This is a genomic window from Chryseobacterium joostei, assembly GCF_003815775.1.
Taxonomy (GTDB): domain Bacteria; phylum Bacteroidota; class Bacteroidia; order Flavobacteriales; family Weeksellaceae; genus Chryseobacterium; species Chryseobacterium joostei.
Genome location: NZ_CP033926.1, coordinates 2,081,020 through 2,095,347, shown reverse-complemented (window position 1 = coordinate 2,095,347; position 14,328 = coordinate 2,081,020). Strand labels below are relative to the sequence as shown.

Annotated in this window: 14 protein-coding genes; 7 read left to right on the top strand and 7 right to left on the bottom strand. The window is 36.2% G+C overall.

Going from position 1 to position 14,328, the window contains the following annotated elements:
• The first annotated feature begins 10 nt into the window (after nt 1-10).
• The 4 genes from EG359_RS09515 to EG359_RS09500 all read left to right on the top strand — a co-directional run bounded on the left by EG359_RS09515 (nt 11) and on the right by EG359_RS09500 (nt 3,112).
• Nucleotides 11-901 carry a ribokinase gene (locus tag EG359_RS09515; RefSeq protein WP_076352621.1) on the top strand — a complete coding sequence of 297 codons (891 nt, stop codon included), beginning with the start codon at nt 11-13 and terminating at the stop codon, nt 899-901.
• A gap of 89 nt (nt 902-990) precedes the next feature.
• On the top strand, nt 991-1,836 hold the full coding sequence (locus tag EG359_RS09510; RefSeq protein ID WP_076352620.1) for an alpha/beta hydrolase family protein: 846 nt from the start codon (nt 991-993) through the stop codon (nt 1,834-1,836).
• Nucleotides 1,833-2,477, top strand: coding sequence for an HD domain-containing protein (locus EG359_RS09505; RefSeq protein ID WP_076352619.1), 645 nt, complete (start codon nt 1,833-1,835; stop codon nt 2,475-2,477). Before EG359_RS09510 ends, EG359_RS09505 begins: the two co-directional genes overlap by 4 nt.
• 38 nt (nt 2,478-2,515) lie before the next feature.
• Nucleotides 2,516-3,112 (top strand): hypothetical protein, encoded by a 597-nt coding sequence (locus EG359_RS09500; RefSeq protein WP_084180334.1) that lies wholly within the window; start codon nt 2,516-2,518, stop codon nt 3,110-3,112.
• Nucleotides 3,113-3,177: 65 nt separating this feature from the next.
• Here EG359_RS09500 and EG359_RS09495 read toward each other — a convergent pair whose 3' ends face one another.
• The 7 genes from EG359_RS09495 to EG359_RS09465 all read right to left on the bottom strand — a co-directional run bounded on the left by EG359_RS09495 (nt 3,178) and on the right by EG359_RS09465 (nt 10,508).
• Nucleotides 3,178-3,408, bottom strand: a complete 231-nt coding sequence (locus EG359_RS09495; RefSeq protein ID WP_076352618.1) for a hypothetical protein — start codon at nt 3,406-3,408, stop codon at nt 3,178-3,180.
• Nucleotides 3,409-3,585: 177 nt separating this feature from the next.
• Entirely contained in the window at nt 3,586-4,476 is an 891-nt protein-coding gene (locus tag EG359_RS09490) for a DUF72 domain-containing protein (protein WP_076352617.1), read from the bottom strand.
• A gap of 251 nt (nt 4,477-4,727) precedes the next feature.
• Nucleotides 4,728-6,296, bottom strand: a complete 1,569-nt coding sequence (locus tag EG359_RS09485) for a hypothetical protein (protein ID WP_076352616.1) — start codon at nt 6,294-6,296, stop codon at nt 4,728-4,730.
• 6 nt (nt 6,297-6,302) lie between these two features.
• Nucleotides 6,303-6,875, bottom strand: a complete 573-nt coding sequence (locus tag EG359_RS09480) for a hypothetical protein (RefSeq protein WP_076352615.1) — start codon at nt 6,873-6,875, stop codon at nt 6,303-6,305.
• 543 nt (nt 6,876-7,418) lie between these two features.
• The gene (locus EG359_RS09475) at nt 7,419-9,077 is read right to left on the bottom strand and encodes a ribonucleoside-diphosphate reductase subunit alpha (RefSeq protein ID WP_076352614.1); all 1,659 of its coding nucleotides are present in this window, start codon (nt 9,075-9,077) and stop codon (nt 7,419-7,421) included.
• Between the two features lie 55 nt (nt 9,078-9,132).
• Nucleotides 9,133-9,423 (bottom strand): hypothetical protein, encoded by a 291-nt coding sequence (locus EG359_RS09470; protein ID WP_076352613.1) that lies wholly within the window; start codon nt 9,421-9,423, stop codon nt 9,133-9,135.
• A gap of 110 nt (nt 9,424-9,533) precedes the next feature.
• Nucleotides 9,534-10,508, bottom strand: coding sequence for a ribonucleotide-diphosphate reductase subunit beta (locus EG359_RS09465; protein ID WP_076352612.1), 975 nt, complete (start codon nt 10,506-10,508; stop codon nt 9,534-9,536).
• A gap of 425 nt (nt 10,509-10,933) precedes the next feature.
• On the opposite strand from EG359_RS09465, the gene EG359_RS09460 reads away from it, so the two are divergent.
• The 3 genes from EG359_RS09460 to EG359_RS09450 all read left to right on the top strand — a co-directional run bounded on the left by EG359_RS09460 (nt 10,934) and on the right by EG359_RS09450 (nt 14,285).
• A complete protein-coding gene (locus EG359_RS09460; protein ID WP_076352611.1) occupies nt 10,934-11,623 on the top strand; it encodes an ABC transporter ATP-binding protein in 690 nt (229 codons plus the stop codon).
• A 65-nt stretch (nt 11,624-11,688) separates the two neighbouring features.
• Entirely contained in the window at nt 11,689-12,918 is a 1,230-nt protein-coding gene (locus tag EG359_RS09455) for an ABC transporter permease (RefSeq protein ID WP_076352610.1), read from the top strand.
• 95 nt (nt 12,919-13,013) lie between these two features.
• On the top strand, nt 13,014-14,285 hold the full coding sequence (locus tag EG359_RS09450; RefSeq protein WP_076352609.1) for an ABC transporter permease: 1,272 nt from the start codon (nt 13,014-13,016) through the stop codon (nt 14,283-14,285).
• The last annotated feature ends 43 nt before the right edge of the window (nt 14,286-14,328 follow it).

Below are 14,328 nucleotides of genomic sequence, written 5' to 3'. Positions count from 1 at the left end.
ATAAAACACAATGAATTTCTCATCAGATCAACCCAAAATTATTGTTGTAGGTAGTTCCTCAATAGATCTTGTTTTAGAAACCGATAAACTTCCTTTACCTAACGAAACCGTTCTGGCTGTTAATTCAGAAAGCTATTTTGGAGGAAAAGGCGCAAATCAGGCGGTAGGTACTGCCAGATTGGGGGCAAGTGTTTACTTTATAGGATGTGTAGGAATGGACCCGCTGGGACAGCAAATCATGAGAAATCTGGTGAGCGAAAGTGTAAATGTAGGTTTTGTACATGAGACAGATAGAGAGTCAACAGGTACTGCCTATGTGACGACCTCTGGGGGCAATGCTGCGATTGTAGTAGTGCCTGCAGCCAACAAATATCTTAATACAGCCCATATTGATGAAGCAGACCGGTATTTTCATACCTCTGATCTTGTCCTTGTACAGCTTGAAGTTTCCATGGAAGTAGTGGAATATACCGTTAGAAAAGCCAAAAAATATGGCAAAAAAGTAGGTTTATATGCTTCTCCTGCAATGAGGGTAAGTGATGAAATCCTGGAGGCGGTAGATTTTATTGTAACCAAAAGTAGTGAGCTGTATATCATTTTTGGTGAAGAACAGAGAGAAGAGGTACTTAAAAAATACTTTAATAAGGTTTTTGTAAGAGATGATTCCAATTCTACCATTTACTTTGATGGAACGGAGATGAAATATTACAGAAACGATAAAGATACCACTGTTTATAAGATGGGAATGGGAGATGCATTTACATCGGGGTTTGCCATAGCGCTTTGCCACGGAAATTCCATTGAAGATTGTGTGAAATTTGGAAATGAGGTTTCCTCAAGGGTTTCTGGAGGTAAAGGATCTCAGACAGGACTCCCAAGAAGATCAGATTTTAAGTTCTAAAGTTATTTAAGACATATCAAAAGTCAGAAACTTAACATAAAAATATATTGAAAATGTCCACTTTTATAGTGGATTTTTTCTTTTATCCTATGGAAAAACTAATACTTACCACAAAAGATCAAGCTTCACTGGCTGTACATCTTTTTCAACCTGAAAAAAATAATGGAAAACTGCTGTTGATTAACTCTGCAACCGGTGTAAAACAACAGGTGTATTTCTCATTTGCCAAATACTTCTCTGAGCAAGGTTTTACAGTAATCACTTATGATTATACAGGAATTGGGCTTTCTAAACCAAAGAATATGAAAGGTTTTCATAGCTCCATGAGGGTTTGGGGGTCACGGGATTATAAGGCATTAACCGAATATATCAAGACTCAGTTTCCTGACCATAGAAAATATTGTCTGGGGCATTCTGTTGGAGCATTGATTCTAGGAATGAACAATGATTCGGAAATGTTTGAGGAGTTTGTTTTTGTAGGAACTCAAAATGCATTTGTGGGTAATCTAAAGCTGAAAACAAAAATTGAAGCCTACTTGGGGTTTGGAATTGTGCAGCCAGTAACCACTTCATTACTAGGTTATTTTCCTGCAAATTGGTTTGGGCTTGGAGAAAGTCTTCCAAAAAATTGCGCATATGACTGGAGAACCTTAATTTTAAATAAGAAATCAACCAACCGATTGTTGGAAAAGATTGATGATTATTCTAAAAATTTAACACAAAAAGTTTTTGTAATTCGTGCGGAGGATGATGTTTGGCTGACAGAGAAAGGGGTATTGAGCTTATTAAATACTACCTATCCTAACCTTAAACCAACCTACAGACTTGTAAAAACATCAGAATCTGAGAAAAAAGAAATAGGGCACATTAATTTTTTTAGAAGCTACAATCATAAACTTTGGGATATTATTTTAAATGAACTGATAGATAAATGAAAAGTACTATTGACAATACCGTAGAATTTGTAAAGGAAAAATTAGAGGGAGCAGAAGCTGGCCACGATTGGTTTCACATTGAAAGAGTCTGGAAGCTGGCTAAAAAAATTGCAGAAACAGAAAACTGTAATCAGGAAGTGGTAGAATTATCTGCATTACTACATGATATTGCTGATCCTAAATTTCATAATGGGGATGAAACCATTGCCCCGAAAATATCAAGAGCGTTTCTTGAACAACAGAATGTTCCTGATGAAACTATTGAAAAGGTGCTATATGTCATTGAAAATATCTCTTTTAAAAACAGAGGTAATGCTCCTATAGAGCCGTCTCTTGAATTGCAGATTGTACAGGATGCTGACCGTATTGATGCTATTGGAGCCATTGGTATTGCCAGAACTTTCAATTTTGGAGGATTTAAAAATAACCCAATGTATGATCCGGCGATTGAGCCCAACTTAGGAATGTCCAAAGAAGAATATAAAAAGTCTAATGGTACAACAATTAATCATTTTTATGAAAAATTATTACTTCTAAAGGATCTTATGAATACTGAAAAAGGGAAAAAAATGGCTGAGGAAAGGCATAATTATATGCTGAATTTCCTTGACGAGTTTTATAAAGAGTGGAATGTGGATTAACATTCTCTGAAAAATTCTGAAATCAGTATCTTTGCAATATGGTATTTTTCATTCTTGTTATCTTTTGGGCTTGTATCCTTTCCTTGATTTTGTATAAAATAAAATCAGGAAGAATAGCAAAATGGGCAAGGTTGTTCCGTATTGTAACGGTGGTTTCAGCTATCTCTGTTTTCACTTATTGGTTTATTAAGAAAAGTGCTGTAGCGTTTGTAGATAACTCTGTAGGACTGCAGGTCATCAATAAGCTTCCACAGACCCTGGATTTTTATCTGATTAATGTAAATAAGATTGATAAAAACATTTCGCTAGAACCGAAGCACATCGGGAAAGTACGTCCGGAATATTATAGGGTAGAATATCTAAAAATGGATAAGTCTGACGAGTACTGGATTGTGGGCTACCTTGGTAAAAAGAACCTTGTATACTTTTCCCAGCATTCTGTTCCCAATAAGAATATAGATCAGATTGTAGAAGTGCAGAATTATATTAACCAAAGCATGAAGCTTTCTGATGCAGCAAAAAAGCAGGTAGATGCTTACAATTATGAAAATACGAAGTTAGGAATTTGGATTACATTAGATTTTCTGCTTTTATTCCTTAATCTGGCGCTGCTTTTGAAAAAAAATAAAAAATAAATATTTTATAGGTAATGAGTAATGTGAAAAATACTCATTACCTGTTAATTATTATTGGTTGTTCATTAAGGGTAGTCTAAGATCTGCATAACTTGTTCCTTAAATTCTTCCGGACAGCCTTTCACTATCTTGTCTTTACTTTGTTTACTGATTTCATTTGGTTTCAGCCATTCCGTTTTATTGGAGTTCAGGCTGTGATTATCATATACTCTTTTTATGGTATGATCCTCATAAAAGATATATTCATCGCCAAGCCAGTTGCTCGCAACACTGATTTTACAAATTTCCTTTTCCATGATCAATTTTTTTTAAGTACCTCATATTCGTTTAGTGAAATATGATGTACTCTAATGTATAAAATTTTCTGATATGAAAGGACTTTTATTGCTGTTGCGGGGTAAATTAAAATTAGTCTATTTAATTTTTTAACTGTTAAATAATTGTTGTTTTTAGATGATAATGATATATTTTTATTAAAAAAGAGTACCTGTACTTTCAGTAGCCATTTGTGGAATATGAATATCCGTTTTCCATTCTTCATTCAGTTTTTTGATAAAGTAAGCTGATAGAAGAGGTGACGCTTTCTCAATATTTTGGTGTACAAAGAAATAAAGATTTTGAAGACCGTCCTTTTTCCATTGGCTAAGATGTTTCAACCAGTCATCCAGTCTTTCATAGTCACTTTCTGCATTAGCTCCTACGTAGCGGATGAATGCATTGGGTGTTGTAAGACGCATATGAAGCATGTCTCTTCTTCCTGCAGTATCTACAATGATATTGGTGATATTATTAGCTTCAAAGAGCTCACAGGTTGTATTAAGGATTTCCTCATTCGTAAACCATTCTGTATTTCTAAGCTCTATGGCTAGCGGAACTTCCTTGGGCCATTCTTTCACGAATTTTTCCAGTCTGTCATAATCTTTAGGTTTAAAGTTGTCATGAAGCTGTAGGAAAGCCATTCCCAGTTTTTCATCAAAATTGATAACTGCTGAAGCAAAGTGAGTAACATGATCTGTAACGTCAATCAGTCTTCTGAAATGGGAAACCGTATTGGTGATCTTAGGAAAGAATTTGAAGTTATCCGGAGTTTTTTCTTTCCATGTTTTTACCTGATCCGGAGTTGGCATTCCGTAAAAGGTTGCATTTAATTCAATAGAGTTAAATTGTGTGGCGTAATATGTAAGTTCATCCTTGGTTCCTTTAGGATAGAATCCTTTAAGATCCGTTTTATTCCATTTGGCACATCCGATAGAAATATTTTCCAGTCCTTTTTTATTAAGGCTTAAAATTTCCTTGGTTCTGGAATGATCTTTTGGAAGGGTGAAGTCTATTTTTGATGGGTCTTCTACTTGTCCGAATTTCATATTAAGCGGTTTTAATTTTTAAAATTAAGCATTTTTTTGCTGTAATTCTCATGATAAGGATGAAATATCGCGCAGTAGGCTGCTGGGTATATTAAGTTTTTTTATACTACTCAATATACTTCTTTTTCAAAGGTTCGGATTTTCTTTCCGGGCCTTTTTTGCTATGTAAAATAATAGAAGAAATAATATTACTCAATAGGTGAGTAATATTATTTCTTCCATTCCACCAAAAAAGATCTTTTTTTGATAGCTTATTTTATCGTTTGTGTTACCATTCTGTTTGAAACGGTAGCATAGATACATCCGGTGGTTTTTAGATTAACAGTAATTGTTGCCGGAACAGACCGGTAAGCGGTGTCACCATAAGGTTCAACAATTTTACCATTTGAATCTTTCACTGTTCTTCCTTTTACGGTATAGGTCATTGTTGCCGTTCCTGTAAATCCGCTTGACGGGCTGAAGGTTACAATACCTGTTGACTTATTGTAAGTCCATGTACCTGCAGCAGTTACTTTTTTACGGTATAAGGTAAGGTCTGTATCGCTGGTCTTTGCAAAACTGAATGTTGAATAATCAATATTGGCATTGCTTCCTGTGGGCGGAGTTGTAATGCTGATAGGGCCTTTGTATGCTATATCATTATTGAAAACCGGGATATTAACCGGTTGAAACTTACATGTAGAAGCTACATCATCATTGGTTACTGCTGAATAAGGCAGTGTTAATTTTACATTCCGGATAATGTGTTGCTGGAATGCAGCTCCTGTAGAGGCTGCGAAACCTAGCTTTAGAAAGGCTGGGGTTGTTGCATTAAGCGTCTGGGGAGTTGCAGCTCCTTCCACATCAGAATTATTAAAATCTGAAGTTTGAGGATTGGCATTTTCCGTATACGGCACTGAGGTCTTATAATGATAATAATTGATGACATTCACAGGAGTTCCGTTTTGTATTGTCTGGATATCAACTTTTATATCAAATCCATCTGTAACGGTACTGCTTATAAAATGGGGAATCAGGTCAAGATATACTTTTCTGAATTCTCCGGCATTATTTCTGAGATCAAACACTGAAGTAAGGGTGTTGGAAGTAGCCAGATAGCTTCTGTCTGTTTGCAATACCCTGCCTACAGTTCCTGTATTACTTAAAGTAGATCGTGTAATCAGAACAGGATATCCTGTAAAACCATCTCCTAATCCTGTGGTATTAATCGCAGCACCTTTTGCACCTCTTAAGGTTATATGGCTTGTCGGTTGAGACCAGGCTACCCCTGCAATTCCATTTACCCTTGACTCACCCTGAAAACGCTTTGATTTAAAATTCCCAAACTCATCCAGGGCAATACCCAGATAAGCTGATGATAAACCTGCCTTTCTCTGGCTTGCATAGGTATTCTGTGTCCTGTTATAGGCGTAACCAAGGCCGGCTCCAGGAGCACCTATTGTAGGGCTTGTCACTGCTCCATCATATAAGAAAAAAGATAAGCCGTCTCCATAAGTACCACTTAAAGGGGTTCCGTTTTTCATGTCATATTCAAACTCAACATGAAGTCCGTTTACAGAAGTAAATGTCCTGCCATTGATAAATAATCCCCCAAACTGCCCTGAGCTTGCAGGAGTAAGCTGTACTCCGGTTGAGGTATGTGAGGCATTTCCCTGTATCGTAAGTTCAGAAGCTGAAGAAGCATTCATAAGCGAATTAGAATAAGAATAAAATCCGTAGATACTTGCAACTTCCGTACTGTCTGTCTGTGCATACATAAAGTTTGTAAGCAGCGCAAAAAGCAGGCTCATCAAAGACAGCCTTTTAAAATTCTTTTCCATGACTGCTTATTTTACAACAAATACGATATTGATGAAAGATGCTGAAGTTGCATTGGATAAAACATCATAATTCAATACACCCGTGCTGCTGACGCTGTTTATTTTAAAAACAGAAGCGTCATAACCCGTTACATAATAGTATAAATCTGTTGCATTGGGGAAAAAAGGTATCGAAGCCGGAGCAGATGCACTTCTTGCATTGGTTGGGACATTCGAAAACTGATTTTTATACAAGGTGTACAGATCTTTCGTTTGGCCTGTTGAAGTTGTTGTGGTATCAAAAACTACACTCGGCATGTAGAAAAATTTAGATACATACGGAGAAAGGCATGTCCAGTCAGGGGTTGTAGGAGTTCCTACATTTTGGCTGATGCATTTTTTGTTGGCATCAAAAATAATAAGCCCTGTGGCTGGATTGGTAACAGAAGATAGGTTACTTATTCTTGGGAGAAGTAACCCTTTGGAAGTACTTGTAACATCTAAAGCTGCGCTCTGATCGGGAGAAGTAGTATTAATTCCTACTTGTGCATAGTAAGTAATGCTGGCCATTGCCATCATTAGGGTAATAATTTTGTTCATTTCGAAATAATTTTTTGTGTTTATATTGTAGCAATTTTTTTGCTAGGAGTAATTTGCTATCTGAGTTTTATTTTTGTGTTTTTTTAATTAAAGGGGGTAGAACACACTGTATTGTGCTTGTAATGTATTTACTTTTCTCTTTTATGTTGTGTTTTTTTTAAATAACCAGTTCTAAGAATTTTTTTCAATCATCAAAGAGGTTTTTTTATTAATTTAAATAAAATACAATCTTAATTTCGTATTAAATTTTTGTTTAATAATAAGCCTGATGGTTAATTTTTTATTTACTAAAAACTTTTTTATTTGGTTTATCTTCAACAAATGTAAATAAAATCACTACATATTAATAATAAAAAATCAATGATACAGGGACTTGATTCACTATTTAGGGAGTGAATGCCTAATATTTTCAGTATTAATAGATGATTAAAAGAAAATAGTTTTTTAAAACCTAAATGTTAAATTTTTGTTAAATTTTAATTGCAATAAAAAAAGCACACCTTTTAGGTGTGCTCCACTATATAGTGCGTTTATTATTTGATCTTATGCTTCACAGCTTGAACATGATACAAAGTTCACCATCATTTCTTTAGAAACGGAAGAACTTCTTTGGTAGTAAAGAGTCTTTACTCCTTTTTTCCAAGCTTCAATATATAGGTAGTTTACATCTTTTACCGGCATTGTAGAAGGAATCTGAAGATTCAGAGATTGAGCCTGGTCAATGTACTGTTGTCTCTGTGCTGCCTGGGAAATAACTTCCATAGGAGAAATTTCCTTAAACGTTTTGAATACTGCCTTTTCTTCAGGAGTAAGCTCGTTTAGGTGTTGTACAGAACCGTGGTTCAACATGATTGTTCTCCATGTTTCCTCATTATCCAATCCTTTTTCTTTCAATAGTTTTGCCAGGTATTTATTCTTACGCATAAAGTTTCCTTTAGCAAGACCTGCTTTATAATAGTTAGAAGAGAAAGGCTCAATTCCCGGAGAAGTTTGTCCTAGAATTGCAGAGCTTGAAGTGGTAGGAGCAATAGCCATTGTAGTGGTATTTCTTAATCCGTATCCTTTCAATACTTCTGGTTCTCCATAGATGTTGGCAAGTTCTCTTGAAGCCTGCTCAGCCTGTTCTTTGATGTGTCTGAATGCTCTTGCGTTGAACTGGGTAGCTTCAAAGCTTTCAAACGGAATCATATTTTTCTGTAAATAAGAGTGGTATCCTAAAACTCCTAATCCAAGCGCTCTGTGACGCATAGCAAAGGTTCTGGCTCCTTGTAGATAGTAGTTTCCTTCGGTTTTATCAATGAATTCGGATAAAACAGCATCAAGGAAGTATACTGCTAATTTCACTGCATCTGTATCTTTCCACTCGTCATACAGTTCAAGGTTCATGGAAGACAGACAGCAGATGAAAGATTCTTCCATAGTAGACGGAAGCATGATTTCAGAACAAAGGTTACTTGCGTTTACCGTCATTCCTAAATCTTTATAAACCTGAGGCTTATTTCTGTTCACGTTGTCTGTGAAGAAAATATATGGAAGACCTTTTTGCTGACGGCTTTCCAATACTCTTGCCCAGATTTTACGCTTATCCATATCACCGTCAATCATATCCTGCATCCAGTAATCTGGTACACAAACTCCTGTAAACAGGTTTTGAATCGGGCTACCAATATCTTTGATAGATAAAAATTCTTCAATATCTCCGTGGTCAATATCTAAGTAAGCAGCAAAGGCACCTCTTCTTACGCCACCTTGAGAAACTACATCCATTGCTGTATCAAAAAGCTTCATGAATGAAACTGCTCCTGAAGACTTTCCGTTATCAGTTACCGCTGTTCCTCTGTTTCTCAATTCTCCAAAATATCCTGAAGTACCACCTCCGATCTTAGTCTGCATGATGACCTCACCCATTTTGTGGGTAATCCCTTCAATACTGTCCGGAATGTGAGCGTTGAAACATGAGATAGGAAGACCTCTCTCTGTTCCCATATTAGCCCATACAGGAGAAGAGAAACTGATCCAGCCTTTAGTGATCATTTCTTTGAATGCCGCCTGAAGTTCCGGTTTGTATAATCTTTTTGCAGCCGCAGTAGTGATTCTGTCGATAGCTCCGTCTACCGTTTCACCTTTCAACAGATATCCTCTGTTCAGCATCTGCTCAGACTCTTCATTGAGCCACCATATATTTGAATTTTGCTCTTCCATAGATGTTATATTTTCGAATTCCGGAATGAGGGTATCACTCCGGAATTTTGTTTTTTTATATTATTGGTTGTAAAATTTCTACTTTGTGAGAACCGTTCAGTCCACTTTCATCTCTTAATCTCTGAAATTCCTTAAAAGATGGAACATTCAAAACTTCATGCTGAACTTCTTCATTACGATAGTTTGAATAATGTACAAAAGTAACTCCGTCTTCCTTTAGATAAACCTTGTATTCAAATGTGGACTGATCCAAGTTCTTGAAATCATCCAAAAATGTTTGAATATTGGCTTTATTTGTAGAAACAAATTCAGGGTTTACGGTATAGCTTACGATTACATTAATCATCTTTTATATTTGTGCTTATTAAGTCAATTGGGATTCTGTTTTATGGTATTATGGATGCTGTCATCCTAATACTATCTGCTTTGACGCTCGCTGTGCTCGCGCCTTTTACATTAAAACAAATCGTTTGCTGTAATACTCTTATCGTGTTTTGTATAGTCTACTGGTCTTTTTGCAAAGAAATCATCTAATGAATTGGCAAAAACTTCCTCTTCAAACCATACCATTGGTCTGTACTGTTCAGGAGTGATGTTGTATCTTGTCTTCATGTTGATTTTCTTCAAGCTGTCGTCTACACGGTACTTCATGAAGTTCAATAGATCTTCTTTAGATACATTGTCGATTTCCCCTAATTCAAAGATCCAGCTAAGGATATCCCCTTCTTTTTCGATAGACTCATCTACAAGCGTATAAATATCTTCAATATCGCTTTCAGTTAAAAGGTCCGGCTGCTCTTCACGAATTTTGTTGATCAGATAGATTCCTGCATTCGCGTGAATCTGCTCATCTACAGAAGTCCATGCGATGATGTTGGAAACATTTTTCATGAATCCTTTAAATCTTGTGAAAGAAAGGATGATGGCAAATTGAGAGAAAAGAGAAACGTTTTCTACTAAAATACTGAATAGCAATAATGCAGAAACATATTCTTTAGGAGTAGCAGAGTTGGCATGTTTTAAGGCATTTCCAAGAAACTCAATTCTACCTTTTACAGCAGGGATTTCAATTACGTTAAGGAATTCATCATTATATCCTAATACCTCTAATAAACGGGAATATGCTTCAGAATGACGGAACTCGCATTCTGCAAAAGTAGATCCTAATCCATTGAACTCCGGTTTTGGAAGGTGGTTGTATAAATTTCCCCAGAATGTCTTTACAGACACCTCGATCTGTGCAATGGCTAAAAGCGCATTTTTCACAGCATGCTTTTCATGTGGTTCCAACTGCGAATGAAAATCCTGAACATCTGCAGTAAAGTCCACTTCCGAATGCACCCAGAACGATTTGTTGATTGCCTCTACAAATTGAAGAACCTCCGGGTATTCAAATGGCTTATAACTTACTCTTTTATCAAAAATTCCCATATTAAATATCTTTATAATTTAAATAATTTAGATCTCTGTGGATAACGTTCAGGAAATACCTAACTTTTTGTTTTTCTGCTTATTGTGAATAAAAGTTATTCACGGGGGCATTTCAATATTTCTTGTAAAGAACTAAGTACAAAGTTCGAAAAAAAGAACTGATTTTGAAAGGGGTAAATACTAATAGGCTGACTTTTAGCTGTAAAAGTTTTCCACATTTACATGAAACAGGCACGGATAATAGCTTAGACAGGTATCTGGGGGATAAATAGATGTAAAACCAGAGTTACGGTTAAACACTTTTGTGTAATTTGTTTTAAATAAAGGATTAATCAGTTAAACAAAAAAATATTTGAATAAATTTTCAATCTTGTAACAATTTGAAAATATCATCTACTTATTGGGTATAAAACATACATCACTTAATGTTAGTAATTCAGGATTTACACAAGTCATACGATACAGGAAAAAGCAAGCTTCATGTTCTGAAGGGAATTAATCTGAATATTTCAGAGGGCGAGTTTGTTTCTATTATGGGAAGTTCCGGTTCCGGAAAGTCTACTCTTCTTAATATTATTGGTATTCTGGATGAAAAAGATTCAGGAACCTATGAATTGGATGGGGTTCCTATCGAACATCTGTCTGAGGTAAAAGCAGCGGAATACAGGAGTAAGTTTTTAGGATTTATTTTTCAGTCCTTTAACCTGATCAGCTATAAAACGGCTTTGGAAAACGTAGCACTTCCTTTATACTATCAGAATGTACCAAGGAAAGAACGTAATGAGAAGGCTATGGAATACCTGGAAAAAGTAGGCCTTACACAATGGGCCAATCACCTTCCCAATGAACTATCAGGAGGACAGAAGCAAAGGGTAGCTATTGCGAGAGCTTTGATTACCAATCCTAAGGTAGTATTGGCGGATGAGCCTACCGGTGCATTGGACTCCAAAACTACCCATGATATTATGAAGCTTCTTCAGGATATTAATAATGAGGGAAAAACAATTATTGTTGTAACCCATGAACCTGATGTGGCAGCACAGACTAAAAGGAATGTAATACTGAAAGACGGTATCATTGAAAGTGATGAGTTTATTAAGCAGATTGTGCTTTAAATTAATTTGAAAATTGAAAGGCAAATTTGCTGAACAATTTTTTCAATCTTTTAATATCAAAAAAAATGTTTGACCTAGATCGTTGGCAGGAAATATTCAGTTCTATCCGTAGTAATGTACTTCGGACGGTGCTTTCGGGATTTACAGTGGCTTTGGGACTGTTTATCTTCATTGTGCTTTTTGGAATTGGAAAAGGACTTCAAAATGCCTTTTCGGAAGGGTTCTCCGGAGATGCCAAAAACCTGATTACCATTTCTACAGGAAAAACAACTTTGGCTTATAAAGGGCTGCAGTCTGAACGAAATGTTACCATGAATAATGACGACTACGACTTTCTGATCAATGCAGAGAAAAAAAACGTTGGAGCTTCCAGTCCCAGATATAATGCAAGTTTAATGGTAAAATATGGGAAAGAAAGCGGAATCTATCAGATACATGGTGCGGAACCCGGAGAGCAGGTGATTGAAAACAGAAAAATGATAGATGGTCGCTATATTACTCCTAGGGATTTGAACGGAAAGCAGAATGTTGCCGTGATTGGTAGAATGGTTCAGAGAGATTTAATTAAAAATGGAAGCCCCATAGGAAAAGATCTGGATATCAATGGAACAATGTTTAAAATCATTGGAGTATTTTCAGATGACGGTGGAGACTGGGATGAAAGACATATTACCGTTCCTATAACGACCTTGCAGCAAATGAAAAAAGGGTCTGACACTGTAAATATAGCCTACATTTCCTATAGTGACAAGCTTACCCCACAGGAAGCAATTAAGTATGGAGATGAACTAAAAGATAAATTGAAATCGAGAAAAAATGTTTCTCCTGACGATGAAAATGGTGTCCGTATTTGGAATAATGCCAAAAACATGAATGATACATTCACCTTTATGGCGGTTCTTACAGCTATTGTTGGATTTATTGGTATGGGAACTCTTTTAGCAGGGATCATCGGAATCAGTAATATCATGGTATATATCGTAAAAGAAAGAACTAAGGAAATAGGAGTACGAAAAGCCATTGGCGCAAAACCAAAAGGAATTGTTGCTTTAATTGTTCAGGAAAGTGTTGTCATTACAGTAGTCTCCGGACTTGTAGGAGTTGGAGTAGGGGTTTTAACCCTAAGCCTTATTGGTGACAGCCTGGAAGAATTTTTCATCAAAAGTCCAAGTGTAGGATGGGCAACGATCCTGATGGCATTTATTGCATTGGTCTTTTCTGGATTAATCGCAGGATTTGTTCCGGCATACAGAGCGTCAAGGATTAAACCAATTGAAGCATTAAGAACAGAGTAATATTTTTTGAAACCATAAAAGGTAAAAAGCTCTGAAATAAGAAAAATTAAATGAGTAATTCATAACTCACAGTTTATAATTTATAATTCAAAAAGGTGAATATCATATTTAAAATAGATACTTGGCAGGAGATTTATTATTCATTGAGGAATAATAAGCTTCGTACATTTCTTACCATGATTGGAGTAGGATGGGGGATGTTTTTGTATGTGAGCCTTCTTGGGGCAGCAAAAGGAATGGAGAATGGTTTTGATAAATTATTTTCAGGTTTTGCTACCAATTCCATTTTCCTGTGGGCGCAGAAAACCTCTATTCCTTACGAAGGATTTCCTAAGGGAAGAGAGGTTCACTTGAATTTATCCGATATGGAAATGCTGAAAAGAAAAGTGACAGCCGTAGATTATATTTCTCCTCAGAATGCAAGAGGAAGCTTTACAGGAACCCCTGGAGAATCTATGTCCAGAAACGGTAAAAGTGCTACCTATTCTCTTACAGGAGATTACTCTGTAGGAAACAAAATTTCAGAAAAGAAACTTATTTTCGGACGCTATATCAATGATGCAGATGTTTCCGGAAATAAAAATGTAGTAGTAATTGGAGAAGAAATTTATAAGAACTTTTTCGATTCCAAGAAAAAAGAAAACCCAATCGGGAAATCTGTTAATATAAAAGGACTTTTCTTCAATGTAATTGGTGTTTTCAGAGTGAAAAAAGGAGGTGGTTTTGAGAATGACCAGACAGCCTTTATTCCACTTTCCACGTATACTAAAATGTATAATGCCGGAGATCAGATAGACATGTTTGCCATTGTAAGTAAACCCAATGCCAACGTTAATGCAGTAGAAGAAGATGTAAAGCAGGTATTGAAAGCTAAAAATAAAGTGTCTCCAGAAGATACCAATGCGTTTGGAAGCTTTAACCTAGGGAAGGAGTTCAAAAAACTTACAGGTTTCCTTACGGGAATGCAGCTTTTGACCATTATTGTTGGAACGCTGACGATCCTTGCCGGTGTTATTGCTATTTCAAATATCCTACTGATTACCGTGAAAGAAAGAACCAAGGAAATTGGGATCAGAAGAGCGCTAGGAGCAAAACCTGCAGAAGTAAGAAATCAAATATTGCTGGAAAGTGTTGTCATTACACTCTCCTCGGGATTATTGGGATTCCTCTTTGGCGTCTTTGTACTGATGATCCTGAATGCCGTGACGCAGGGGCAGGATGCATTTCCTTTCTATAACCCTACAGTAAACTATGGGAATGTGTTCGCCGCAATGGCTGTTATGGTGGTTTTAGGATTAATTATCGGTATGATTCCGGCACAAAGGGCTGTGAAGATTAAGCCGATTGAAGCATTAAGAACAGAATAATCTTGTCATTTTTAAATCATTCAATCTTTAATAAAAAATAAAC